This is a genomic window from Maridesulfovibrio ferrireducens (assembly GCF_900101105.1).
GTDB classification, from domain to species: Bacteria; Desulfobacterota; Desulfovibrionia; order Desulfovibrionales; family Desulfovibrionaceae; genus Maridesulfovibrio; species Maridesulfovibrio ferrireducens.
The window spans coordinates 340,669-365,038 of record NZ_FNGA01000004.1; the positions used below are offsets into that span (position 1 = coordinate 340,669).

General features: G+C 41.7%; 20 protein-coding genes. 9 read left to right on the forward strand and 11 right to left on the reverse strand.

Annotation, left to right across the window (positions count from 1 at the left end; genetic code table 11):
- Nucleotides 1–51: 51 nt before the first annotated feature.
- From BLT41_RS14075 to BLT41_RS14090, 4 genes are read right to left on the reverse strand one after another with little or no spacing between them, the layout of a single operon-like run.
- Complete coding sequence (locus tag BLT41_RS14075) at nt 52–1,005, reverse strand: peptidoglycan-binding protein (RefSeq protein WP_092162250.1); 954 nt, start codon at nt 1,003–1,005, stop codon at nt 52–54.
- A gap of 21 nt (nt 1,006–1,026) precedes the next feature.
- The gene (locus BLT41_RS14080; RefSeq protein WP_092162252.1) at nt 1,027–1,845 is read right to left on the reverse strand and encodes a hypothetical protein; all 819 of its coding nucleotides are present in this window, start codon (nt 1,843–1,845) and stop codon (nt 1,027–1,029) included.
- A 21-nt stretch (nt 1,846–1,866) separates the two neighbouring features.
- Nucleotides 1,867–3,666 (reverse strand): hypothetical protein, encoded by a 1,800-nt coding sequence (locus BLT41_RS14085; protein ID WP_092162254.1) that lies wholly within the window; start codon nt 3,664–3,666, stop codon nt 1,867–1,869.
- 28 nt (nt 3,667–3,694) lie between these two features.
- Nucleotides 3,695–4,234: a hypothetical protein gene (locus tag BLT41_RS14090; protein ID WP_092162263.1), complete on the reverse strand. Its 540-nt coding sequence runs from the start codon at nt 4,232–4,234 to the stop codon at nt 3,695–3,697.
- A 291-nt stretch (nt 4,235–4,525) separates the two neighbouring features.
- On the opposite strand from BLT41_RS14090, the gene cls reads away from it, so the two are divergent.
- Nucleotides 4,526–5,953, forward strand: a complete 1,428-nt coding sequence (gene cls, locus BLT41_RS14095) for a cardiolipin synthase (protein ID WP_092162265.1) — start codon at nt 4,526–4,528, stop codon at nt 5,951–5,953.
- A 117-nt stretch (nt 5,954–6,070) separates the two neighbouring features.
- On the forward strand, nt 6,071–9,070 hold the full coding sequence (locus BLT41_RS14100) for a hypothetical protein (protein WP_092162275.1): 3,000 nt from the start codon (nt 6,071–6,073) through the stop codon (nt 9,068–9,070).
- A gap of 84 nt (nt 9,071–9,154) precedes the next feature.
- Here BLT41_RS14100 and BLT41_RS14105 read toward each other — a convergent pair whose 3' ends face one another.
- From BLT41_RS14105 to BLT41_RS14115, 3 genes are all read right to left on the reverse strand, one after another.
- Complete coding sequence (locus BLT41_RS14105) at nt 9,155–9,364, reverse strand: hypothetical protein (protein ID WP_092162276.1); 210 nt, start codon at nt 9,362–9,364, stop codon at nt 9,155–9,157.
- 154 nt (nt 9,365–9,518) lie between these two features.
- Complete coding sequence (mazG, locus tag BLT41_RS14110; RefSeq protein WP_092162277.1) at nt 9,519–10,286, reverse strand: nucleoside triphosphate pyrophosphohydrolase; 768 nt, start codon at nt 10,284–10,286, stop codon at nt 9,519–9,521.
- Between the two features lies 1 nt (nt 10,287).
- Entirely contained in the window at nt 10,288–10,848 is a 561-nt protein-coding gene (locus BLT41_RS14115) for a CvpA family protein (RefSeq protein WP_092162278.1), read from the reverse strand.
- 249 nt (nt 10,849–11,097) lie between these two features.
- Here BLT41_RS14115 and rfbC point away from each other — a divergent pair, with 249 nt between their 5' ends.
- From rfbC to qrcD, 5 genes are all read left to right on the forward strand, one after another.
- Nucleotides 11,098–11,649 carry a dTDP-4-dehydrorhamnose 3,5-epimerase gene (gene rfbC / locus BLT41_RS14120; protein WP_092162279.1) on the forward strand — a complete coding sequence of 184 codons (552 nt, stop codon included), beginning with the start codon at nt 11,098–11,100 and terminating at the stop codon, nt 11,647–11,649.
- A 191-nt stretch (nt 11,650–11,840) separates the two neighbouring features.
- The gene (qrcA, locus tag BLT41_RS14125; RefSeq protein ID WP_092162280.1) at nt 11,841–12,392 is read left to right on the forward strand and encodes a menaquinone reductase multiheme cytochrome c subunit QrcA; all 552 of its coding nucleotides are present in this window, start codon (nt 11,841–11,843) and stop codon (nt 12,390–12,392) included.
- Between the two features lie 13 nt (nt 12,393–12,405).
- On the forward strand, nt 12,406–14,478 hold the full coding sequence (gene qrcB, locus BLT41_RS14130; RefSeq protein WP_092162281.1) for a menaquinone reductase molybdopterin-binding-like subunit QrcB: 2,073 nt from the start codon (nt 12,406–12,408) through the stop codon (nt 14,476–14,478).
- Between the two features lie 23 nt (nt 14,479–14,501).
- Complete coding sequence (gene qrcC / locus BLT41_RS14135) at nt 14,502–15,260, forward strand: menaquinone reductase iron-sulfur cluster-binding subunit QrcC (protein WP_092162282.1); 759 nt, start codon at nt 14,502–14,504, stop codon at nt 15,258–15,260.
- A gap of 13 nt (nt 15,261–15,273) precedes the next feature.
- Nucleotides 15,274–16,509 (forward strand): menaquinone reductase integral membrane subunit QrcD, encoded by a 1,236-nt coding sequence (gene qrcD / locus BLT41_RS14140; RefSeq protein WP_092162283.1) that lies wholly within the window; start codon nt 15,274–15,276, stop codon nt 16,507–16,509.
- A gap of 281 nt (nt 16,510–16,790) precedes the next feature.
- On the opposite strand, the gene BLT41_RS14145 is transcribed toward qrcD, so the two are convergent.
- The 3 genes from BLT41_RS14145 to BLT41_RS14155 are packed head-to-tail and all read right to left on the reverse strand — an operon-like array spanning nt 16,791 to nt 20,436.
- Nucleotides 16,791–17,390: a hypothetical protein gene (locus BLT41_RS14145; RefSeq protein WP_092162284.1), complete on the reverse strand. Its 600-nt coding sequence runs from the start codon at nt 17,388–17,390 to the stop codon at nt 16,791–16,793.
- Between the two features lie 47 nt (nt 17,391–17,437).
- Nucleotides 17,438–17,935 carry a Crp/Fnr family transcriptional regulator gene (locus BLT41_RS14150; RefSeq protein ID WP_092162285.1) on the reverse strand — a complete coding sequence of 166 codons (498 nt, stop codon included), beginning with the start codon at nt 17,933–17,935 and terminating at the stop codon, nt 17,438–17,440.
- 2 nt (nt 17,936–17,937) lie between these two features.
- Nucleotides 17,938–20,436 carry an ABC transporter ATP-binding protein/permease gene (locus tag BLT41_RS14155; RefSeq protein ID WP_342025865.1) on the reverse strand — a complete coding sequence of 833 codons (2,499 nt, stop codon included), beginning with the start codon at nt 20,434–20,436 and terminating at the stop codon, nt 17,938–17,940.
- A 218-nt stretch (nt 20,437–20,654) separates the two neighbouring features.
- Here BLT41_RS14155 and BLT41_RS14160 point away from each other — a divergent pair, with 218 nt between their 5' ends.
- Both BLT41_RS14160 and BLT41_RS14165 read left to right on the forward strand, forming a co-directional pair.
- Nucleotides 20,655–21,098 carry an ATP-binding protein gene (locus tag BLT41_RS14160; RefSeq protein WP_092162288.1) on the forward strand — a complete coding sequence of 148 codons (444 nt, stop codon included), beginning with the start codon at nt 20,655–20,657 and terminating at the stop codon, nt 21,096–21,098.
- Nucleotides 21,099–21,185: 87 nt separating this feature from the next.
- On the forward strand, nt 21,186–21,524 hold the full coding sequence (locus BLT41_RS14165) for an STAS domain-containing protein (protein WP_092162289.1): 339 nt from the start codon (nt 21,186–21,188) through the stop codon (nt 21,522–21,524).
- A gap of 139 nt (nt 21,525–21,663) precedes the next feature.
- Here BLT41_RS14165 and BLT41_RS14170 read toward each other — a convergent pair whose 3' ends face one another.
- Nucleotides 21,664–24,180, reverse strand: coding sequence for a mechanosensitive ion channel family protein (locus tag BLT41_RS14170; protein WP_092162303.1), 2,517 nt, complete (start codon nt 24,178–24,180; stop codon nt 21,664–21,666).
- Between the last annotated feature and the right edge of the window lie 190 nt (nt 24,181–24,370).

Sequence of the window (24,370 nt, forward strand, 5' to 3'; positions counted from 1 at the left end):
AATAAAAGTCCCCTGTCTGGTTTAGTGTCAGGCAGGGGACTTTTATTGTGATTAAGAAATAATTATGTCAGATATTCCCCAGAGTTCAGTGTCATATCGTCCTCCGTGCACTCTTCCACTACCTGATGCAATTGTCCTTTTTCGTCTGCGAACATCTTCTATATACTGCGGACGGCTGCTCTCAGCTACCGTATCTGCAATGCACAGTCTGATATCAAGATCAGAAGGAGCTGGCATATTGTTTATGCTCTGTTTGATTGTGCTTTCTTCCTCATGGTCAATTCCTCCATTTTGGACTGCAATATCGAAACACAGAGCCATTCCCTGCTCAGTTTGCAGGTTAAATTTGGCATAATCCTTTTGCGCAATGTTCCAATATTTATCCACCTGTTTAAGTTGGATAGCTTGGCATTCTAAAGTTTCACCTAATTTTTTAAATGCAACAGCCCATTCAGGGTGGATTTTGGCTTTATTACGTCCCACGGATATTGAACGAGCCCATTTCATTTGATTTTTTAAGCTTTGGGTCAGCATTTGGGTTACCGACTCAGTGTGTTGTCCAAAACATGCGCTGAGTATGGCGGGGTGATCAGTGCTAATTTTACTTAGTATTTTCTGAACTTCTCCATGTTTTAAGGTGAATCCGATAATACCCCACGTTAGTCCGCATCCATCAAAGTCTCCTTCTGCTTTACCGTAACCGTGTCCTTCAAAATCCGCTGTCAGTTGAAGTGATCGGTCTTTAAGTGAGGGAGAATCCGTTCCTGTTACCGCTGTCCATGTTGCGCCATTAATTACCCCGGTAATGGGCATGTTTGCAGCTTGTTGGAATGAATTTATTGCTTTTTGGGTACCTGGTCCGAATATTCCATCTGCAGGACCGTTCATGGAGTCATGGTTTATAAGTCCTGTTTGAAATAGTCTGATCAGCTCACCTCTAACTAATCTGAGTCCGCCATGTGCACGTTCAAAAAGTGATCGGTTTATATCCGTTGTTGGAGTCATAGCGTTTTATCTCCTTAAAAATTAGGCTGTGCTAACTTTTTTTGTCCATTTACGGATTATTGTATCCGCATTATCTTTGTCTACTTTTTTTGCAGTTTTACTTAATTCTTTTAAAGTGTTCTCAGCTTCTGTTTTTTCAGATTGTGCGGACGCTCCTAAGTTATATGCTTTGTAGACTGAAATTTTTCGACATAGAAAAAGAAGCTTAACCTCCAAAGCGTACAGCTTTAATTCTAGGGAGATATTCTCACTGTTGATTACGCTGTTAATTTCATCGAGGCGGTCTTTCTTTAGTACGTTTGATATTTTTTTATATAGTGAGTCGATCTCTTCCGTATTACCTTCACGATTTGTAATTTTCAGATAGTCTTCTTTGGATTCATCGAGAGCTATAAGCGCGGGAAGAATCTTTAAAATATGTTTATCTCGTTGTATGATTTTTTCTTTACTTCTGTTGGCGGTATCTATTGTAGCGTAGGCGTTTTTATAGTCTTCAAGCTTCCAATAGGTCAGTGCTTTTAATGTGACTACTGATCCGTAAAGGTTGTTTTTTTTTATGGTACGGAGCTCATCTTCAGTTATACTGTTTAAGGAATTAAGGGCCGCAGTGTATTGACCCTGACTATCCTTTTTGCCGACTAACCATTTTTCTAAAAATTGAGATCTGTCTTCTTCTGAAAAATTGTTCCCGTATGATATTGAAATATCAGTTTGTGCTGCGTGGTTGAAAGCATCTTGTGCATTACGCAGTTTATTTGTTGACTGACATCCGCATACTAGAACTAGTATTATGATTAAAAATGCAGTCTTAATCGGTGAGAACTTAATTTTATGATTCATGATTTTCTCCCTGACTGTTTTTTATAATTGTAAGGCGGCGTGTTCTGCAAATTTTTCTAAGTCAAATTTTTTACCATTTTTCAGATCATTAATTAGCCCATCAACAATTTGTTGTATTTGGGTGACTGCTGCTACGTCCGCACTGGACTTTGCTAGTTCTGTCATGAGGACATTTACTATAGTCGTTAGAGTTTCATCACGGCAGAGTATCCATTTTACACTTGCTTCCTGGCTAGAAAATATTGTGTATACAATTGCATCTATCGCAGCCGCAGCAACTGTTAGTGTTTCAGTTTTATACGTGATCTGATCAAATAATTCTTTCCGCAAAGAGATACTTTTAACAACCTCAGTAAGTATTGATGCTGCAGTATCTCCGGAAATAGTAATTTCTTTTTTTTCCAGACAGAGGACAGTGTTTTCCAAAACTAAAATTAGAGCGTTGTTTAAATACTTATCATCTCCTGTTATCCAGCCCGGGTTGCATTTGATTTCATTACAGACTGTTTCGACGACAAACAGCATGTTTTTATGTGTGAAATCTGGAGTCCAATATTCCCCAGTTGTGGAAGCGGAGAGCGCTTTAAGTGTTGCTTTGCTTGCAATGAGAAGAAGATTTGATTCTGGAGTGTTGGGGGCCGAAGGCCAGAGTAGCGTTAGGTTTTCACCTGTTTTTTCGAGGATGATCCTGCCGATTTCAGGTATCATATAATCTTCAAGCAATGGCTGGTCGGGGTTTCTTAATTCTTTCGTGACAGCTGATAATATCGCGTTAATCCCAGAATTGTCGGAGTTAGTAATGAGTTTCGGGTGTTTACTGACGACATCCAGAGCTGTACGCATGAGCCTTTCCGCGCCAGATTTACAAAATATTGGATCAAGATTGATAGAATCATCTCCAATCATCAAGTCAAGAACATCGTTTCCAACTTGTGTCACTAATGTCTGACTTGCCTCACCTTGCACTCCTAAAAACTGCCCTGGAGAAGCCAGCATTGTATGGCCGACAGAGTCGAGAACGCCACGGAAGATAAGTTCACCCCAGTCTTCCATATTTTTACGTTTATCGCGTTTTTCTGACTCTTTAATATCCAGAGCATTGATCGCAGTATTCCTCGTGCCAACGAGTGAGGCAACTTTCTTAGCGGAGTTACTAATTAATACTCTGATATTTGGATCACTGCTAATAGCTTTTGTATTTGTAGTAAGAGTTTCAAGAGTTGCTACAAATAGTAGGGCAGGCAATTCATCAATGGGGCTGTCTGAAAATTTTATTTTGTCCAGTTCGTTTATTAAAGAATAGAGTAGTTTGCCGTTTGATGTTTTGGTGTCGAATAATCCAGGATTCAGTTTGGCATAGTCAATTCCAATTTCTATGATTGCTCCGGCAACCCGTTGAACAGCTGTTGTTGTTGAATATCCTTCTTCCCAAGCAGAAATGACGTGGAAATTAATCAGGTTTATCGTGGAATTAGGTTTGGCATCGGGGAAGCGTTCAAGTTCAAGTATATTATAAGCTTGCTCCGCAAGTTTGCACAACAATTCTTTGTCTTCGTCAGTATAGGTGTCAAAGAGTCTGTTTTCGAAAATAATTAATTCTGGCCAGACACTGTCGCCGGAGGCAAATCTTTTTCCTTCTGCGTCTGATCCAAAAAAGAAGTTCCAAGCCTGTGTCGGTAGTATTTTATTGTAATGTTCTGGAAGAGGAAGAATAAGATCTCTATTTCGTGTGGCATCTATGTAGTTTTTGTAGCCGGCTTCACCTATTTTTACGGTTGCCTGTATTGCAAATAGAATTATGGTTGCAGTGTCAGTGATCATGATTCTTGCCTCCGTATTTTAGAACTTTTTAAGAACTAAGTGTTTTCTTCTTGGCTAGTTTTTCTTCCTCTAGTTTTTTTTCAAGCGTAGCCTTTTGTTCTGCAACGACTCTTTCATATCTTGCTTGGATCATTTTAGGATCTCTTAGTTTTATAATTTCAAATATGGTATTAACACTGCCGCTACCTCCGGCTAACAGGAGGGCTGATAAAAAATAATCTAGATTAGCATTTAAGGTGTGTGCTTTAGTAAAGAGTAAATTAACGAGATCACCAACGAGGTGAAGGTTCGCAGTTTTACAGAATAAAAACGTCGTTACAACAATGATCGGAACTTTCCAGCCCTTGTCATGCATGTGGAGTAAAAATATTTTCCAATTGAAAACTATGGAAAATGCAACTTCAATTACGGTCGCTAAGATAAATATATTAATCAGAAGATCAAAAACATCAGTATACTTTTCAGGACTGTTTTGAACTCCGCCTGCAAGGGCGTATGAAGTCGAGGTTATAATAAGTAGAAATGTAAAGATTGTGGTTAAGCAAGATACTTTGTTATTTTTAAGCATGTTACTCCTTTTGGCGGGTGTTCTTGAAATTTATGAGGCTTGGTTATTTGAACTATAACTAAGTTGAGGGGCATTTTGTCAATGTTTTTTCAAAATTTTATAAAGATATAAATTTTCGTTTTAACAGTTTGGCAATGAATAGGTTTATGAAGCAATTTGGTCTTTTTACGGATCTAGTCGAGACCTGTTTTAACCTTATTATTCTAGATAATATGCGTGTTATGAGGTACATAAAACGTAATTAATAGAAGTTTCGTGCTTAATAGAATCTTTCACCTGAAGGACTTAACGATGACTTTGGAATTATTAGCGTTTATAGCATTATTTTTCCATTTTTTAGGTTTTTTCAGCGCAATAAAAGCGATTATGGAATCCCGTACTCCGCAGGGTTCTGTTGCATGGGCGCTTGGACTTGTCGCGATTCCTTATCTGGCTTTGCCTGCTTACTGGATATTCGGGCGGAATAAATTTCACGGGTTTGTTAAATTGCTGCGGGCCAATCATGCGCGCAGCAGTGATGCTGTCCAAGAATATACTCAGGTGCTCAGGGAGCGGAATTTGTTAATGTTTCCGGATCAAAGGATCGCATTGCCAATTGAGAAGATTGCAAAACTCCCATTTACGTCCGGCAATAATGTCGACCTTCTGATAGACGGCAGGCAAACTTTTGATTCAATTTTTGCCGGAATTGCGCGTGCTGAGAAATATATACTCGTGCAATTTTACATAGTTAAGGCTGACGGCTTGGGCAATGAACTTAAGGACAGATTAATCAGCAAAGCTCGCGAAGGTGTGGAGGTTTGTTTTCTTTATGATGAAATAGGCAGCCTCGGGCTTGCGGATGAATATTTGTCGGGGCTTAGTGCTGCGGGTGTTAAGGTTTATGCATTCAATACAACCAAAGGGCGGGCCAATCGATTTCAATTGAATTTTAGAAATCACCGGAAAATTGTCGTTGTAGACGGTGTTGAAGCGTGGGTCGGCGGGCACAATGTCGGCGATGAGTATCTTGGCCAAAGTGCAGGGCTGCGACATTGGCGCGATACACATATTCGAATTGCCGGGCCTGCGGCTCAGTCTATTCAGGTTTCATTTTACGAAGATTGGTATTGGGCAAGCAATGAATTGCTTGAACTGGAGTGGAATCCCGTAGCTGCTGAAGGTGGACGAAATGTGGGCGCGCTGGCGCTGCCCTCAGGGCCTGAGGATACTTTCGAGGCGTGCACGTTGTTTTTTATGGAATGTATTCAGAGCGCCAGAGAGCGGCTGTGGATAGTAAGTCCTTATTTTGTTCCTGATGAACAGTTTATTACAGCATTACATCTGGCTGTTTTACGCGGTGTGGATGTGCGGATAATGATACCGCGAAAGACTGATAATTTTTTGGTGACATATACTCATTGGGCTTATGTCGATCAGTTGTTGCAGATCGGGGCGAAGGTTTATTGGTATGACAAAGGGTTTCTGCATCAGAAGGTTGTACTTGTTGATGAAGGGTACGCAACAGTGGGTACGGCTAATTTTGATAACCGCTCATTCCGGCTCAATTTTGAGATTACTATGGTCATTGCCAATGAAGATTTTAATAGTGAAGTGGCCAGTATGCTTGAAAATGATTTCAGCAACAGTGTGCAGGTGACCGATGAAGATATAATAAAAAAAAGTTTTCTGTTCCACCTGTTTGTTAGAGTCGCGCAACTGACGGCACCGATTCAGTGAAAGGTTTTTCTTTTATGTGAAAAAAAGAACTTAATTGTCTTGAGTCTTGTGAAAACCCTAGGTAGTGTCACAAAAAGGTATATTTTAAGTTAAAATTCAATGTGCTTAGGGTGAATCATGAAAATGTTTTTTGATAATCAAGATTATAAGCTCCTCGGGATAGTACGCGATATTCTTAATCGTGATGTTGCGGTCGGCGAAGACCGTTATCTTCTTGCTCCTCATTTAAGTCCTCACGGTATCAGGGAACTTGTCGGATCTCGTGGTCTCAGGATTGCTTATTCGGTCGCGCATCTGCTCAGTTCGCTCGAAACTGAGGGAGTTTCCAGGCGTTTGTCCGCTTTGCGTTCCTTGCGTGACGAAGTTTTGGCAATGCCTAAAGGGGCGCTTCGCATGAATACTGCGCGCGTGCTTATTCAGATAATGAAGAAGTTGGTTCGCTCTGTTGACGATGAAGATTTATGTCTTGAACTGGCTCACAATTTTCATGAAGCGGCAACTGGGAAGCCTCGGATTGTCCGCGAATTTCTTGACAGTTACTATCTGCTGGAAATGCCCGAAGAATGGAACCATATAGCCTTTGATCATCGCGTTCATGATGCAAACAGCAAAGGGCGTAAATCTCCGACTCATTTAATAATGGATGCTTGGATCAAGGGTATCAGAAGCCTGACGGTTGTTTATTATAATCATGTCGGAGTGGTTGAATCGCGTGAGCTTTACGAAGCGGCGCGAATTATGGATATCGAAGTTAAAGTCGGTATTGAGTATCAAATACGCTGGCAGAATCGCACAGCAGCGCTTATCTGGACATTGGACGGTTTTGATAACGGGCGTGATTTTGAGCGTTTTATTCAATCAAAAGTAGTTGTTAAATTTTTGTCAGAGGGGCTTGAAGTTTCGCGCTGGTTGCAGAAGCAGGTGGTCAGGTGTGTTAATAATTTTAATAAGCAGCAGCGTGTAGTTATTGAAGAAGATTTCGGGGTTACCTGTCCTGAAATATGTGAAGCTGAGTTTCTGGCATTTGTCGGAACCGGGCAGCCTTCGTTTTTACATCTGGGCCGCTATATTCTTGAAATGCTCATGCCTGTGTTTAAAGAGCGGGTAAGTGGACTGAAAGCTCGGTATGAACTTGCGGACGAGGGTGGACGGACAGACATAAAAGCACTTGTTGAATCCATAAATAAATTTGATATCGAGACTGTCATTGGGCGGTTCATCTGTTCAGATGTTGCGTGCTCAATTGATGGACGTTTCATTGGATGTGAAACTTCTGACCCGCCTGAACTTATGAATCTTTCACCGGAGCAGTTTGTAGCAAGAATTCGCACTATAGCCTCGCAGAAAAGGATAACTCTAGTTCCTGACGGTCTTACTATCGCAGATATTATATGTATTTTATATAAGTGCGGCGGCATGGTCCGCTATATTGAAGAGCTGAATCTTAAACGTTTTTCACTAGGCACAGCTAAAATTGCGGAAGACGTTCATGCGTTGCGTCAAGCTCTTAATGATCGCAATCTGCTTGAGCTTAAAAATATAATTTCCCGGGCAATTCGCGGACTTGAAAATATGGGGGCCGTAGCCGATCAGGAAGTTCTTGAATGTCTGCATAATGTGCTTTCACATATGGGAACTTTCAGTGCCATGTATGGCGGAACAAGATTGCAGGCACGTATAGGAAGCGGTTCGTCCGGTATTATTGCCAGTGCACGCGGTATGGGGTTGGTTGTTGCCGATACATTACCGGATAATGCTGCGAAAAAAGTTTTTACCAGTCTTGAGAAAGGTGAATGTCCGATTCCTGCTAAGGCTGAAGTCTGTCTTGATGTTGTTTTGACTCCGAAATCTTCAGACAGCAGGTTGTATAACAGGTCTATGCGGTTTTTACGGACACTTCCGCTGATAAACAGGTTTGGATATGAAAAATCAGAGGACTGGCGTCTTACCCGCTTTACTGCATGTTCAAGAAATAAAACAAATATAGCAATGCTCGGCGGACTCAGTGATGTTGGACATAAGTTTACATTGGACAGTGAGTCCGGAAGTAAAAAGTCCAGATCTTTCAGGTATATGAATTCTTCTCTGAAAAACGGACTCAAGATTTTGTGCGGTTTTATACCCGCCTTTTTGACCTTTGCTTTGACAAAGGAGTGGTGGCTCCTGCGCTACTTCGGCGCATTTATCTGGTTCGGGATTACCGGCTGGCGTAATATTACTCAGGCAGTGCTTGGTGGAGGCGGATTTATACGGTCTCCACTTTCGCGCTGGAATGATCATGTGAGCTGGAGCAGGATATCCGATTCTCTTTTGTTTACCGGATTCTCGGTGCCGTTGCTTGATTACTTTGTTAAAAGCCTGCTTCTCGATCAAGGATTCGGAGTCAACACACATACCAATCCGGTATTGCTTTATGCTGTCATGGGATTGGCAAACGGGTTGTATATTTTCAGCCATAACATGTTCAGAGGGCTTCCGCGCAGTGCTGCATTCTGGAATTTGTTGAGGTCCATAATCTCTGTGCCGCTTGCCGTCGTTCTTAGTGACGGAATCGGCCTTGTAATGGGAATAGCGGGTGTTGTGGCGGTAGATATGGTGCTTCAGACATGGGCTGCGGTTATATCTAAGCTGGCATCAGATATGGTTGCCGGAATTATTGAAGGTATGGCTGATCGCCATGATAATATCCGCATGAGGCTATGGGACTACCAAAGAACGATCAAAAGTGTTTTTGACTGCTATACTCAGCTTGAAATGATGTTTCCTGAACGTAATGGAAGGGACATGTTGTATGAACCTGTAGAATTTATTTCGGAAATGAAAAGCACAGGTAGTGATCTTGAAAAAATCTTTATAATCAATGCGCTGGATTTGATGAGATTCTGGATGTTTCAACCTCGCGCACGGACAGCTCTTAGAGTCCGTTTGAAGAAGATGACTAACGAGGAAAAGTCAATTTTTCTTGCATCGCAAAATGTCCTGCTTGCAGATAAAGAGATAAGCCGATTGCTTGTTGACGGGCTGATAGGAAAGAATTTCGGCAGGCCGTTGGCGTTTTATCTCGACCATGGAAAGAGTTATCTTGAGGCTATGAAGAAAGAAGTTTCAACTGCGTAGCTTGAGGTGGTTAATTTTTATACAGGTTAGAACCGCGGCTTCAACTCCGGGTTCTAACCTGAATAGGCGCTATTAAGTTCCCTTTTATGCTTTGATGTTGGCAATTGCTCCCTTACCGGCGAAATGTGCGCCGAGAACACTTTTCTGGAAATCATAATCGCTGTTAGTTGATGAAGATGATTGACTGGAGTTCATGTAATCAAGTGTCTTAGTGACTACTTGTGCTCCGAACATTTGTTTCTCAGTTGCTGCCGAGATAGTAAATTGTCCTGAATTGATTGCTGATATGTCCATAAACACCCCCTGAAGATTAAGGGTACTAATTGCGCCTATCTGTTTTATCGGTAAAAGCGTAAATAACTTTAGGGTAGAAATATAAAAATCCTCAACTCAAAAGAATTGAGCTGAGGATTTAATGTGATTTCTGTCAAAAAAAGAAGTTCTTTCGTTACTTAACCTGATTCCAAAGTTCGTTTAGTTCAGAAAGTTCCATCTCGGAAACATCTTTATTCTGTTCTTTTGCCAGATCTTCCATTTTAGAAAATCTTCCTAAGAATTTATTATTCGTTACATCCAGAGCGCTGTTGGCTTTAATGCCTTTTCTACGTCCAAGTTCTACCAGCGCGAACAGGTAGTCCCCGAATTCTTCTTCAGACTTTGCGCTATCACCCGATTCAAGGGCCTCATTCCATTCTTTCCATTCGCTTTCAAGCTGTTGTGTACATTGCTCGTCGGATTCAAATGTAAAGCCTGTGTGCGCGGCCTTGGAGTTGATGCGGTAAGATTTAAGAAGCGGTGGCAGCCCTTTGGGCAGTGAGTCAAAAAGTTTATTTGAATCGTCTTTTTCGCTACGTTTGATCTTTTCCCAGTTACGGAGCAATTCATCCTGATTATCAATTTTTGTTTCAGCAAAAACATGTGGGTGTCTTCTGATCATCTTGGCTGAGCTGGAATCAAGTGAATCGGCAAGAGAGAAAGATCCTTTTTTCTCATATAATTCAGCTATGAACAGAAGAAGAAACATCACATCTCCCAGTTCTTCCATCGCTTCTTTTGAATCGTCTGCTCTTATAGCTTCTACTAGTTCAAACGCTTCCTCAATAACATAGTCACAAAGTGAACGTGGAGTTTGATCTTTGTCCCAAGGACAACCGTCAGGACCGAGCAGGGCGGAGATAACTCCCTGTAACTTTTCGAGAGATTTTGAATTACTCATTTTATATAATTTCTTTGATTTGATTAGTTAGTTGGGATTGTTCAGGGATCATAGATTTAATATCCAATGATTCCAAAATATTATCTGGAGCAAAACCTATTAAAAGGCTTGCGGCGGATATAACTTTAGGAGCTAGTTTTGATTTGGTGAGAAAATCAGAATTAGGGGTAAAACTATTAAGAATAATAATAAGTATTCCGCCGACTAACACAGCTTCAACTAATCCTAAAAGTCCGCCTAGAGCCTGATCTGCCCAGCCCAGCATTGTTATTGTGAGAATCTTTTTAATAACTATGCCGAGCAGTACTGAGACCAAAATGGTGACAGCAATTATTGAAAGGTAACTGAAAGCTTTGACTGTTCCCGGTCCATCGAAAAAATTTCCGAAATAAGGCATTAGTTCCTGATGATATCTTGCAGCCAGATAAAATCCTAAAATAAGCGAAAACACAGAAATTGCTTCCCTTACGATACCACGAAGAAGTCCTCTGAAAACTAATCCTGCGGCAATAACTATAAGAATAATATCTAGCGAATTTAGAGCTAATCCTGCTGTATTCATTGCTATTCCGATGTTTAAGGTTGGTTCGCAGACTGACGGTAAAAGTATCCGTACAGCTTTAACCTGTAAATTATCAGATACGGATATCAGACCGCGCCGGAAATGTGAATAAGGTGAATTAAGTAAGAAAGAATAAAAAATATTCCAATCAAGTTAAAAATGAGGTTGTGTCATTCGGCTAACTCGGTTAATTCTCATTTAATTTTGGGGAACATATTATTTATAGATGTTTTCTATTTGGAGGAGTGCATGAATTTGATTGAGACGGAATTTCCCGGGCTTATTATCCTTGAACCGAAGGTTTTTCGGGATGAGCGGGGATTCTTTCTGGAAAGTTTTAACAGACCTTTTTTTGCGAAAAACGGGCTGCCAGTAGATTTTGTTCAGGATAATCATGCGTATTCCAGTGGTATCGGAGTGTTACGGGGGCTGCATTTGCAACTGCCGCCACACGCACAGGCCAAACTTGTATGGGTTACAAGAGGGGCTGTCAGCGATGTAGTTGTGGATTTGCGGAAAGGTTCTCCAACTTATTTGAAGTCATTCAAGATTGAACTTTCGGCTGAAAATTTTCGCAGACTGTTTATTCCTAAAGGCTTCGCTCATGGTTATGAAACATTAACTGAAGAGAATGAGTTTATGTATAAAGTTGATGCCGGTTACGCTCCTGAGAGCGAGGCAGGTATCCGCTGGAATGATTCTGATCTGGCGATTGAGTGGAAAGCTGAAAATCCGGTTCTTTCTGAGAAAGATAATAAACTTCCATCACTAGCTCAGTTTGAATCACCATTTAAATTTTAGCTGAAATTTTATCATAAGGGCATTAATTGTCCACCGTATTCCTGTGTTGTGGATAGGGGTTTTTTCTGTGCCAGAGAACTTTGTGAAAAGTTTCATATTCTCTTGACATAGAAAGATTCTCTATTTTAGAAGATATGGCGTTAATTGGTTGTTTATGTTTCACAAAACTTAAGGAGTAGTGGGGCGAGGTTATGGAGGAGAAAAGAGCATCGAAGCAGTGTGGAGGCGTTCTCCCTTTCTTCATCGGTGTCCTTGCGAGCCTGGTCATCGGTTGGTGGGTTTTTCCGCAGGTTATTTATAGCCAGAAAACTCAGCCTATTGATTTCAGTCACAAGGTCCACGTTGACGGTGAGGGAATGGACTGTGAGTCGTGTCACACGTTTATGGAAGATGGTTCCTTTGCGGGGCTTCCTTCGAATGAGAAGTGTGCTGAATGTCACGAAGATCTTCTCGGTGAATCAAAAGCCGAAGAAACTTACGTGAATGAGTACCTTGCGAAGGACGTCGAGGTTCCATGGCTGGTTTATCAGTATCAGCCTGATAACGTATACTTTTCGCACATGGCGCACAAAGGCTTCGAGTGTACTGATTGCCATCCCGATGTTGGCAATAGCGACACCCTGCCGACGTATTACGAAAACAGGATAAGCGGTTACAGCAAGCAGACCATGAAGATGTGGCAGTGTGAACGCTGTCATGCGGAAGTTGGTACCAGCAACGCATGTTACGTCTGCCATAAGTAAGTGAGGGACTGCAATGGGTATTGATCGCAGAACTTTTATTCAATTGGTTACAGGTGGTGTTGTAGGTTCACTCTTCACACCTGTTATTTGGAAATCTTTGGATGATGCCGCTATTTGGTCTCAGAACTGGCCTTGGATTCCAAGGCTTAAGTCCGGACAGATCACTGAGCAGGCTACTTTGTCCAAATTCGGCCCTTCCCCTTGTTCTTTGACGGTTAAATCCGTCGGGGGCAGCCCTTACGTTGTAAAGGGAAATGTCGAAAATGAAATGAGCAAAGGCGGCGTCGACGCAATAAGCGCAGGCGGTGCACAGCTTCTTTACAGTCCTTCCCGTGTGAATGGACCTATGAAAAAGGTCGCAGACGGTAAGTATGAGTCTATCTCCTGGGAAGAAGCTGAGAAAATGCTTTCAGAGAAACTTTCTGCCGTTAAAGGGCAGGCCGGAAAACTCGCCATCGTAAGTGGCGACGCTACCGGAACTTCTAGCGAAGTTTTATCTGCTTTTGCCGCAGGTATGGGAAGCAGTGATTGCTACCTGATGCCCGGTGATGAGCAGGCCGCAGCAGTTGCTTTGGATAATATGGGTGGCAGCGGACAGATCGGTTACGATCTGGACAATTCTGATTTTGTTCTGTTCATCGGAGCAGATGCAATGAACTCTTGGGGTTCTGTTGTAAGAAATCAGCGTGTATATTCCGAAATGCGTCCTACCGGCGAAGACTTAAAAAGCGTTTATGTCTATGCCGGACCTTTCTTGAACAGCACAGCTTCTTCAAGCGATAAGTGGATTCCTGTAGCACCTGGAACAGGCGCTATATTCAGCCTCGGTCTTGCATATCACATGCTTAATTCCGGATCTTCCGCTTCTGCCTCTGATTTTGCTGACTTCAAGACTCTGGTTATGTCCAGATTCACTCCTGATAAGGTTGAAAAAGCAATCGGTGTAGCTCCAGGCGTAATGGCCGGGCTTGCTAAGCAGCTTATGTCTGCTTCAGCACCGCTTGTTATTTCCGGTTCTGAATTCGGACAGGGCGCAGGTGCTGTTGATATCATCGCAGCTACCGCACTCAATATGCTCCTCGGCAGAGTTGGTGAGAAGGGCGGAATGAAGCTCCTCGCTGATCTTCCATTAGCTGTTGATTCAGCTGTCAGCCGTACAGAACTTTCCAGCAGAGATTTTGCTGGTTATCTTGCAGCAGTTGCTTCAGATAAAGTTAAAGCTCCTGAAGTGCTCTTGGCTTACGAAGCGAATCCGGTATATGCAATGCCTCAGGCCGACACCATGGCTGCAGCAATTGCTAAAGTGCCGTTCCTTGTAAGTTTTAGCACATGGATGGATGAAACAGCTTCTAAAGCTGACTTGATTATGCCTAATCCGCACAGTTTTGAGCGTTTTGATGATGCACAGACTCCTTACGGAGTTGGTGTTGCAATGCTCAGCGCATGTGCTCCCGTTACTGAGCCTATCTATAACGGTAAGTCCACAATAGACGTCGTTCTCGGCGTTGCAAGCGGACTTGGTATTGATCTCGGATATGAATCTGCAGAGGCAGTTTTGCAGGCTAAGGCCGAAAAAGCTGGCGCAGATTGGGATTCACTTGTTGGAGGAGCAGCTTTTGTTTCTGATTCTACAGAATCAGGTTCGCTTAAGTTTGCAGCATCCGTTCTCTCTAAGGCAGTTGCTATGCCTAAGGGTGGCGAAATTGCATTGGCTCCTTATGCTAAGCTCAACGTCGGATCCTCTACAGTGGCGATTCCGCCATTGAACTGTGTGACAATCAGCAAGTTCGAGCTGCAAGGCAAAGACCTCTTCGTTCAGATTAACGGAGTGACCGCTAAGAAACTTAACGTTTCCGAAGGTTCTAAAGTTAAACTTACTGGAACAGGCGGAGAGTGTGTTGCCAGAGTCCACATCAACGAAGGCGTAATGAATGATGTGATTGCCGCACCTCTTGGATTCGGTCATACCGCTTGGGACGTGTTCTCCCGCGGAAAAGGCGACAACATCTCCAAAATTCTCACTGTTGGCACTGAGCCCGGAACCGGCATGTCCGTCTGGACCAGTTCTTTCGTGAGCATCGCCTAAATTAAAGTCAGGGGATTCACGTTATGCAACATATTGAATTTGATACTAAATGGACCATGGTAATTGATGTCGACAAGTGTACCGGTTGCGGTGCTTGTATGGTATCTTGCCAGGCAGAAAATAATATAGCACCAATGGAAGACGGTTCTAACAAACTGAAAACCCTTACTTGGTTGCTTGTTTATGAATTGAATAATGGAAAGGATTTCCCTGAACGGGAATCAGCATACCTTCCAAGACCTTGCATGCAGTGCGGAAAGCCGGCTTGCGTTCCCGTTTGTCCCGTAGTTGCTACTACTAAGGACGAAGAAGGCGGAATCGTCAGTCAGATTTATCCTCGTTGTATCGGTTGTCGGTACTGTATGGCTGCGTGTCCTTACCACGCTCGTTACTTTGGATGGTTTGATCCAATTTGGCCTGAAGGAATGGAAAAAGCACTTTCACCTTCAACTTCCACGCGTCCTCGCGGTGTTGTTGAGAAATGTAACTTCTGTCATTCCAGACTGCTTGATGCTCGTGCTCGCGCCCGTGCTGAAGATATGGATCCTAATAAACTTCCTGACGGTTGGTATAAACCTGCTTGTCTTGAAGCCTGCCCCACTGGTGCAATCTCTTTCGGAGACTCAAAGAATCCTGAACATAAGGTCCACGATCTTATTAAGGATAAGAACGCTTTCCGTCTTCTTGAAAGTCTCGGCATGGACCCTCAGGTCTATTACATAAGCCGTCATGATTGGGTCCGTGAGCAGAGTGATAACCACTTGCCTAAAGACAAGCACTAGGAGGGAGGCAATTATGGATAGCAATCTCTTCCCCGAAGGCGTAACTCGCTGTGGACTACCGAAGTTCTCCATATGGATGGCTTTTGTATCAATATTCTTTCTCTGGGGTGTTTATGCCGCTGTGAAAATCTTCGCAAACGGTATCGGCGTAACAGGTTTGGATAACTACTTCGGGTTCGGACTGTGGATTACTTTTGACCTTGCGGTTATCGCACTTGGTGCCGGTGCATTTTTCACCGGATTTCTCAAGTACATCCTCAAGATTGATCAACTTAAAAATATTGTTAACTTAGCTGTTATACTTGGATTCTTGTGCTACTCAGGTGCAATGCTTATCCTCACCATGGATATCGGTCAGCCGATCCGTGCATGGTTCGGATACTGGCACCCTAACGTGCATTCCATGCTGACAGAAGTTATCTTCTGTATTACTTGCTACTGCACCGTTTTGGTCATCGAGTTTATTCCGTTGATCCTCGAGCAGAAGCAGCTTAATAAAATTCCTTTCCTGCATCACTTTGCCCATCACCTTCACGTGAATATGGCTCTGTTTGCCGGTATCGGAACTTTCCTTTCCACATTCCACCAGGGTTCACTGGGCGGCATGTACGGCGTTATGTTCGGCCGTCCTTATGCTTTCCGTGATGGTTTCTTCATCTGGCCTTGGACTTTCTTCCTCTTCGTTCTTTCCGCTGTAGGTTCCGGTCCTGTTTTCACAGTTCTGGTATGTACCCTCATCGAAAAGATGACAGGCAAAAAGCTTGTGGATTACAAAGTTAAAGCTCTCATGGGTAAAATCGCAGGCTCCATGCTCTGTCTGTACATGTTCTTCAAGATCATTGACACATGGGCTTGGGCTACCGGTTACCTGCCTTCTGTTGGCTTTACTTTCGACGAGATGTTCTACGGTAACGTCTACGGTAAATGGCTGATGTGGACTGAATTAGGACTTTGCGGCGTAGTCCCTGCGATTATGCTGATCACTCCTTCTATCAGAAACAACCCATCATTGCTTTATACTGCTGCAATCCTCGATTGTATCGGTATCAGCATCAACCGTTACGTATTCACTGTTCAGACCATCGCTATTCCAGTTATGCCTTTCGACAATTGGGAGATTTATACTCCTAACTGGGCAGAATGGGCAACTTCAGGAATGATCGTCGCTTACGGTGCGCTTGCTCTCAGCCTTTGTTACAGGTATCTGCCTGTCTTCCCTCAGGAAGTTAAGCTGAACAGCAACAAGTAATCGTAAGTAGATTATATTGCTTCTTAAAGGCCCGGTTCATATGAACCGGGCCTTTTCTTTTAGCCTATGAAAGAGAGTCACTATGAAATGCAGATCTTAAGGCAGGCATTCTCTGAGTTTGTAAAGAGTTGATATGTTGATCTGCTAAGCTGTTTGACTTGTAAGACGTCAGAACAATGGGTGTAATCTGCACGGAATATAATTGGGATAGAGTGACATAGAAAAGCCTCCCTAATTGCTTAGAGAGGCTTTTGAATCTGAATAGAATAAGTTGAATTGTCTTAGTAAGGTATGAACCAGCTCATTCCTTTCATTTTAGCTGGAATAGACGGAGTTTTTGGCTCAGGGTTAGCTTCTTCCCAGCACTTCTTTTCGTCTTTGATCCATGAAGGGCGAGAAATACGGATGGAGTTTCCGTTGTTTATGCTGTCGTCATTACCGCTGAAATGCTGAAGAATCAGGCTTACATTGCCTAAGTCATCATTGAGAGACCACTTCCACACTTTCAAGGTTCCGAAAGGATTTCCTCTCCAGTCATTAGGTTTTCCGAATCTTTTTTCAAGCATGCCGTAAATGTTATTGAAGAAGGTTAAACTGCTGTCAGAATATTTTAATTTTAATCTTAAAATTGTATCTTTGCGATTACAGTCTCCAACGACAACATATCCACCATTGTAGCCTTCAAGTTTCTTAATTCCAATACGCTTGATGTATTCTTCCTGCCATGGTGATCTGGCAGAGTCCATATCCAGAATAGATCTAATTGTAGAAATATTCTCTCCAATGGTAATTCCTGCAACTGATTCAGGAGCATTCTTGGCAAAAGCCGAGGTTGCCATGATCACTATTAAGGCAAGGCTTAACAAAAGTATTTTTTTCATATTTTAACTAATCCTCTGGTGGCAATATTTACTTTGCTCACACTATCTTAAATAAGGGTTAAGCCGATTGTGGATTTGCATCCTTCACAGCCGATATCATATTTAGCAATAAATCTTTCTTCTCTGTTGCTGATTTTATTAACCGCAGCTTTCAAGAATTTGTTGCTTATTTCCGGGTATTGTTCTCGGGCTTTCTCAAATTTGTCCTTTGTAAGGCGGACACAAACAGATTCAGAGGTCGCCTTGAGGGTAAAGAGCCTTTTAGAGTCGCCTATTAAGGTCAAAGCTCCGACAAAGTCGTTGTCTTTAAAAGTCTGGATGGGGGTTTCAACTCCATCCAGAAAAGCTTCCATCTGTCCTTTTAAAATGAAGTAAGCTGACTGATCTACATCCCCTGTATTAAAGACCGTTTCACCGGGGGCGAAAGTCTCACGCACGCAAAGGTAGGCCAGCAGTTTTTGAGCTTCCAGTTCAAGTCCTGAGAAGTAAGGTACTTCTCTTATTATTTCGAGATGTTCTTGATATTCACTTGTTTCGACGCTCATAGCTATTTTGCTCCATGTATAAGTTCGTAGAGAAGGCCCTTTTTAGCGATTAATTCATCGTAAGGCCCTATTTCCATAAGCTTACCAGCTTTCATTACAGCAACTTTGTCATAGTTTTTGATAGTATCAAGCCTATGAATAACTGAAATGAGAGTCGATTTTCCTTTCCATTTAGTTTCTAAAAGTCCCTGAATTCTGTTCTGTGAACGGTTATCAAGGGCAGAAGTAGCTTCATCCATAATCATGATAGGCGGATTCTTGAGGAATGTTCTTGCAATCGCAAGCTTCTGTTTTTGACCACCGGACAGCTTATCGCCCTTGGTTCCAACCTCAAATCCCATTCCAAGCTCGACAACTGTTTCAAGTAAGTCTTCTTCAATAAGAAGCTGAATCATACTTTGGTTGATCGCATCCTGAATTTGTGGATGATCTGTTTTCGGTTTTCCGAAAAGAATATTATCCAAAATTGTCTGCGAAGGGATGTATTCAGCTATTTTGAAGAAGCTGAAAGAATCCGGCTTTTCAACGGACACCTTGTTAAAGAACATCTGGCGTCCATCAAGAATGAGCGTTTTCAAAACAGATGGCAAAGCAACAATTTTATGCTTTCCAGGTATGAAGTTCAGGGCCAGCTGGAGGAGCATATCTCTATCTTTGCCTTTTATTTCCTGCAAAGTGTTATGGTCCAATCTGGCAGCAAGTTGTTTATAGTCCTCAAAATCTTCTGTCGGAATAGGACTTTGTTCGAAGAATATTTCTTCTTGAGGGAGATCACCCAAAATATCAACAGCTTGCTTAGCGGTTTCACGGCCAAGGCTGAGAAGAGGTGTTTCAAGCTGAGTTTCTTTTAAGAAATTGATAAAGTATTCGTTTGTGGCAAGGTTTTTACCTGCAAAACTTTTATCCATAGCAGAACCGAAGATAATATTACCTGCAACCGTAGAGTAATCGAGGTATTTACCTTCCTCATAGAATTCGACATGTTCCGCAAACTTTTCACCGAAGTCTGAGTGAAAGTTTTTGCGAACCATCAGTAAGCGTTCGGATAGTTCTTTATCTTGTTCAGAATCCACAAGGGTGTTTAGACCGAACCTTAGAACATCCACAAAAATGCCTGCTTGCTGGATGCTTTCAATCATATGGTCCCGGCTTGGCATTTTCTGTTCAGCTTCAGGATCGCCTTCAAGTACAGCTGCACATGAATAGAGCAAATTGTCTTTTATGGACCCTGAAAAGATAAACGGTTCCTGCGCAACAATACCCATACTGTGGACCATGTCGGCTTTGGTCAGTTCTCCGACTTCATAGCCGTCGATTTTTACCGACCCTCCGGTATATTTATATAGTTGTGAGACACATTGGGCCAGTGTACTTTTACCACTGCCCGAAAATCCTACAAGAGCCAGCTGTTCGCCGGGTTTCAGTTTCAGGTTGATTTGCTTGAGCAGTTTTATGCCCCCTGAAACAGTGAATCCGAGGTTTTGAATATCAATGGCTCCAGTAAGTTTAATCGGAGCTCTGTCTGTCGGTTCAAGCTTGAATTCAGGCTCGTAATCAAAATATTCCATGACTCGTTCATAGCGGACAGTTGCGTCATTATGAACCTGATAGAAGTCCATAAGTTCTTTCCATGGATCATAAATTTTTTCATAAGCGGAAAGGAAAGCAACAAGAGCACCAAGGTCGAATTTACCTTGAATGGCTAGATAACCACCGACAAGAAATAGTAAAAATGGTCCAAGATTTTGGAAAAAGCTATTGAGAACCTTGATTCCCTGTTTGTAAAGAATCCATGTGATTCTTATTTTGAAAAGGCGGTCTACGAATGAACCATATTTACGGTTTTCAATACGGTATGAGCCGTTACCATGAATTTCATGTATTCCTGAAATCGTTTCGTTGATATGACTACTGAGATTACGGGTTGTATCGACTCTCTGCTTATTGGCATTGTTTGATCTTTTTTGGAGCTTGGGAACCAGATATATAACGAAGGGATACAGTGCGATTGAAATGGCGGCCATGGTCGGGTTCAGGTAGAACAAATACGTTGCAAATGTTATCAATGTCAGGACGTTGGTAACCGGTACTGCGATTGATTGTCCTACATATTCACCTGCCGGAGAAAGTTCTGTTATCAGTGATGAAACAACCATACCCGGGTTTGCTTTTCTGAAAAAGCCTAAAGGGAGCGTGAGAATATGGGCGTACAGTCCTTTTCGCATTTTCGCCAGAGCTTCCTGCCCGATGTAAGTCTGCAAGGTCGTAATTGCATACTTTAACAGGCTGGCACTGACTACGGCTATTATGTAGAAGGTGCAGTATCTGACAAGCAAATCAACCTTACGCATACTGATGGCTTGGTTGATAATCAGTTTCTGCATTTCAAGAGGAATTACGCGTGCAGCTACTGTTACTAAAATTACAACCAGCAATATCATTTGTAATTTGAAATTGCTGGTCTTCACCCAGTACATAAGGGACCGTTTAGTGATCGTCAAAGGAAGCTCCTTAAAATATGCTCATACATAAAAGATCAAAAAGAATAAATTTGGTCAAAAAAATTTTTATTCGTGTTGCTAAATTAAAATTTAGTAAATAAATAAACTGACTTTCAAAAATTTATTACCTTTTTGTTGACGCAGGGACAAGGGTTTTCTAACTTCATTGTAGTCAAATTGTTTTTTATCTAGTTTGGAAAAAAATAGAGGATAGAGATTTGGTTAATAATCGGCAGTCGCAAGTCGGCGATGATAAAATTTCTTCATTTACGCTGAAGGCTGATCTTAGCGAGCTAAAAATTCTTGCCGAAAAAATTGAGAACTTCGGTCAGCAAAATGAAATACCGGAGAAGAATATTTTTGAGGTTAATTTAGTTCTGGATGAACTTTTTACAAACCTTGTAAGCTATGGGTGTTTTTCGGATTCTCATTCTTTTGATATAGAGCTTATTTTAAAAGATGGCGTTATGTTTATCGAGATCAATGATGACGGAAAACCGTTCAATCCGCTTGATATTCCTGAACCTGAAATTCAATGTGATTGTGATGAAAGAAGAATTGGTGGATTAGGTATTCATTTTATGCGGAAAATGATGGATAGTATTGAGTATGAGTTGGGCAACGGGAAGAATATATTGAAGTTGACCAAGATTATTCAATAGTTTTATATTAAAAAATAAATTAAGTCGTCTGCCGATTATCTATCAGAGCTGTCGGACGGGTATAATGGTAAGAAACCGGAGGATAAGATGGGCTTGGAAGTTGGTGAAAATAAAAATGACGGTGTTATAATTTTTGCGCTTAAAGGACGGCTTGATTCCAACACTTCGAATGATTTTGAAGAACGTCTCCTCAGCTCAATTCAGAGCGGAGAAAATAAGATCATTCTGGATTTTGAAAACCTTGAGTACATTTCCAGTGCCGGACTTCGTGTTCTTTTAAAAGCAGCAAGAGAGCTTAAAGGCGGCGATGGTAAACTTTTGCTTTGTTCACTGAAAGATTATATTCGTGAAGTCTTTGACCTGTCGGGATTTGTATCCTTTCTGCCTATTTTTGATACAAAGGAAGAAGGTATTTCGTCGTTTTAAAGAGAGCTCTTTTTAAGATAATTAAATTTCCGGTTTAATTGTTTTCGCGTCGTAAGAATTCGTTCTTATGATTCAATGAGTTTATTAAAAAAGTCTTCCTATCGATAAGTTGTTCGATAGGAAGACTTTTATTATTTGTTTATGCAGGCTTATCCCTTTCAAGTTTCTGCAGGTTTCTATGTCTTCGAAGTGCCGCTGATTTAAAATACTTATTTGTTGCCTTCTTTTTTTCTTTTAAAGCTTCACGCTGCGCGGCCAGTTTTGCGGCCTCATCACCCTTAGGTTTATATTTAACCTTAATGCCGCGGAAGGCTACAGAGATTTTTTTAGCTTGAAGCTCTTGATCAAGATCATCAACCACTTCAGATTCAGTAGGGTATTGATCTTCAAAATTTTGTACCCAGAAATAAATTTCAAACTCAAGGCCGAAGTTACCGAATCTTTTAAAAAGAATGCTCGGTTCTGGATCGCTCAACACTTTAGGGTGCTTTTTAACGATCTTGAGCATTATTTTTTTTGCTTTTTTAATTTTTGATCCGGGAATAAGGGTTATAGGAATTGCAACCCTTATGCGCGAATCCTGAAAATTAAGGTTTATAATTTCACCTTTCAGGAAGCTGGAGTTTGGAATAATTACCATGCTGTTATCAAGGGCGCGCATGGTTGTGTTGCGAATGGAAACGTCTTCAACCTTGCCTATAAGTTTATTGCGCTGCAGAATATCCCCTTTCTTAATAGATCCGCCGAAAAGGATGATAAGTCCGCTTACAAAATTGCTTACGATATCCTTGAGGCCGAAACCAATACCGATGGAAAGACCACTGGCAATCCATGTAAGGGCCGACATTGGTATTCCCAGCAGGTATAGGGATGAAAGGATAAATACGACCCATACCAGATAGGATCCTATGGTCGAAAAAGTATGGGCTAAGGCGGATTCCATTTTGCGACCAGCAATAGCCGTTGTGGAGACCAGCGTTTTAAGCCAGAAGAGAATCAGCCGTGAAGTGAAAAATAATATAAGGATGTAAAAGATACTTTTTATGGATATGGCTGCGCCGGCGATATTAACATCCATATGCCTGAATACAAATTTTGCGAACGGCAGTCCGCCCATATAAGCTGTCGCCCATGCGATAAATAAAAAGATAATGATTGAAACTGACAGCGGGTACAGCAGCTGAGCCATTTGATTCTGCTGTATGGTTTCCATCGAGAGTTCTACATTCTCAGTAGGTTCAGCTTGCGTATCGGGTTCTATTTCTTCCCCTTGTTGTTCCACTTGCGCTGCAGGAGTTCCACTTGTGATCATTATAGTTTTAAGCGCGTTACAAATCTGGAGTGTTACGAGAAACAGGAACCAGAGTTGAGTCGAGATCATCGCCTCTGCGCCTAATCCGAATAAGGTCAAAATAGAGCCGATTGTTAGAACGTATATCGTAATTTTTGATGTAGTTTTGGTAATTTTAAGTGATTGTTTTTTCCGGTTTATACTGATCACAGCTAAAGCTGCGAGGCTGAAGCAAATCCATATTATCCCGATACAGTCAACCGGGACAGTCAGCATATGCAGCATGTCTCCTGCTGTCATCAGACACCAGAGAGTAAACATGGGGGTGTATATCAGCGGGGCAGGCTTGGTTTTTTCCTTTGTCCATAAAAAATTGCGTGCGCAAATGATGATGCCCAAAGTTATTAGTTCGGACCAGACCAGTCCAGTTATCTGGTTTGATGTAAAAAGAGTGATGTGGCGTGCGATAAATATACCTGCACCTAAAGAGAGCATGAGCAGCCCGAAGTTGTATGATGACATTGAGTGTTTGGAAAAATTTGGGCGTTTGAGCAGGGTTTTGACGGATTGACGAAGAAGCACCCAGCAGACAAGAGCTATGATGGACATGTATGCCATGAAATTAGTCCAGCTTACCCATACAAACAGTGGATAGTAAAATTTAGAATGGCCTTTTTGCCATTCATCAAAAGCATAAGTAATATCCTGCCAATTGTTAGCAGCGAGTAATGATGGCCCTGCTTCGAAGTAGAAGCTTTCCATCGAGTCAGCATAATGTTTTGTGGTAAGTTTACTGTTCCGGGCAATTGCTGCAACCGTTTCGTCCGCGCGGGCAAGGGCTTTGTCGAGGTCTTTTTTTATGAGTCTTGAGTGATGGTGTATTTCTGTAAAGCTGTCTAATGTTCGCTTAAGCAGGTCTTTTTTAACATTACTTTCAAGGCTGTCCTGAATATTAAGCTCTGAAAGAATATCTATATCTTTTTTAATTTTTTTAAGACGGTTTTTTTCAAGAAGCAGATCTTTTTTGGCATATAATACATAATCTTTAAGGTCTTCAAGTTGCAGTAATATCGTTCTATATGACCAGGGGGTCCGTTTTGCCAATCCTCTGAGAAGTTTCAACTGGTCAAGTCGGTCTTTAGCTTTATTAATGCGATAATCAAAAGTTTTGATCATTTCAGGGAGATGTTTTTGCAGATTATGAACAGCTGCATTTTGTTCGTTTATGTCCTGCTCAATGCCTTCGACCATGTAAGTCCATGTTTGTTTTGTCGATTCAGCACGTACTTCACTGAAAAAAGACACGCTTAAAAGTAACAGGGCCGCAATGATAAGAGTAATTGTATTTTTTATGTATATATTCATCAGGGTCTCCGGTGCTTGACAAGTCCGGTATGTTTACGTTTAAGAATGTTGATCTGCTGACTGTTTCAGGTTTGTATATCTTAAGCAACGCTTAGATTGAACCCTCTTCGTTTAATATGTGATATCTTTTTTCAATACAATAATCCCGACATTTAGTTTTTGTTTTTTTTAAAGAACAGCTTAATAATGC

Coding starts and splice junctions, on each gene's coding strand:
- BLT41_RS14075 (WP_092162250.1), bottom strand. CDS start 1,005: ATGACTCCAACAACGGATATAAACCGATCACTTTTTGAACGTGCACAT.
- BLT41_RS14080 (WP_092162252.1), bottom strand. CDS start 1,845: ATGAATCATAAAATTAAGTTCTCACCGATTAAGACTGCATTTTTAATC.
- BLT41_RS14085 (WP_092162254.1), bottom strand. CDS start 3,666: ATGATCACTGACACTGCAACCATAATTCTATTTGCAATACAGGCAACC.
- BLT41_RS14090 (WP_092162263.1), bottom strand. CDS start 4,234: ATGCTTAAAAATAACAAAGTATCTTGCTTAACCACAATCTTTACATTT.
- cls (WP_092162265.1), top strand. CDS start 4,526: ATGACTTTGGAATTATTAGCGTTTATAGCATTATTTTTCCATTTTTTA.
- BLT41_RS14100 (WP_092162275.1), top strand. CDS start 6,071: ATGAAAATGTTTTTTGATAATCAAGATTATAAGCTCCTCGGGATAGTA.
- BLT41_RS14105 (WP_092162276.1), bottom strand. CDS start 9,364: ATGGACATATCAGCAATCAATTCAGGACAATTTACTATCTCGGCAGCA.
- mazG (WP_092162277.1), bottom strand. CDS start 10,286: ATGAGTAATTCAAAATCTCTCGAAAAGTTACAGGGAGTTATCTCCGCC.
- BLT41_RS14115 (WP_092162278.1), bottom strand. CDS start 10,848: ATGAATACAGCAGGATTAGCTCTAAATTCGCTAGATATTATTCTTATA.
- rfbC (WP_092162279.1), top strand. CDS start 11,098: ATGAATTTGATTGAGACGGAATTTCCCGGGCTTATTATCCTTGAACCG.
- qrcA (WP_092162280.1), top strand. CDS start 11,841: ATGGAGGAGAAAAGAGCATCGAAGCAGTGTGGAGGCGTTCTCCCTTTC.
- qrcB (WP_092162281.1), top strand. CDS start 12,406: ATGGGTATTGATCGCAGAACTTTTATTCAATTGGTTACAGGTGGTGTT.
- qrcC (WP_092162282.1), top strand. CDS start 14,502: ATGCAACATATTGAATTTGATACTAAATGGACCATGGTAATTGATGTC.
- qrcD (WP_092162283.1), top strand. CDS start 15,274: ATGGATAGCAATCTCTTCCCCGAAGGCGTAACTCGCTGTGGACTACCG.
- BLT41_RS14145 (WP_092162284.1), bottom strand. CDS start 17,390: ATGAAAAAAATACTTTTGTTAAGCCTTGCCTTAATAGTGATCATGGCA.
- BLT41_RS14150 (WP_092162285.1), bottom strand. CDS start 17,935: ATGAGCGTCGAAACAAGTGAATATCAAGAACATCTCGAAATAATAAGA.
- BLT41_RS14165 (WP_092162289.1), top strand. CDS start 21,186: ATGGGCTTGGAAGTTGGTGAAAATAAAAATGACGGTGTTATAATTTTT.
- BLT41_RS14170 (WP_092162303.1), bottom strand. CDS start 24,180: ATGAATATATACATAAAAAATACAATTACTCTTATCATTGCGGCCCTG.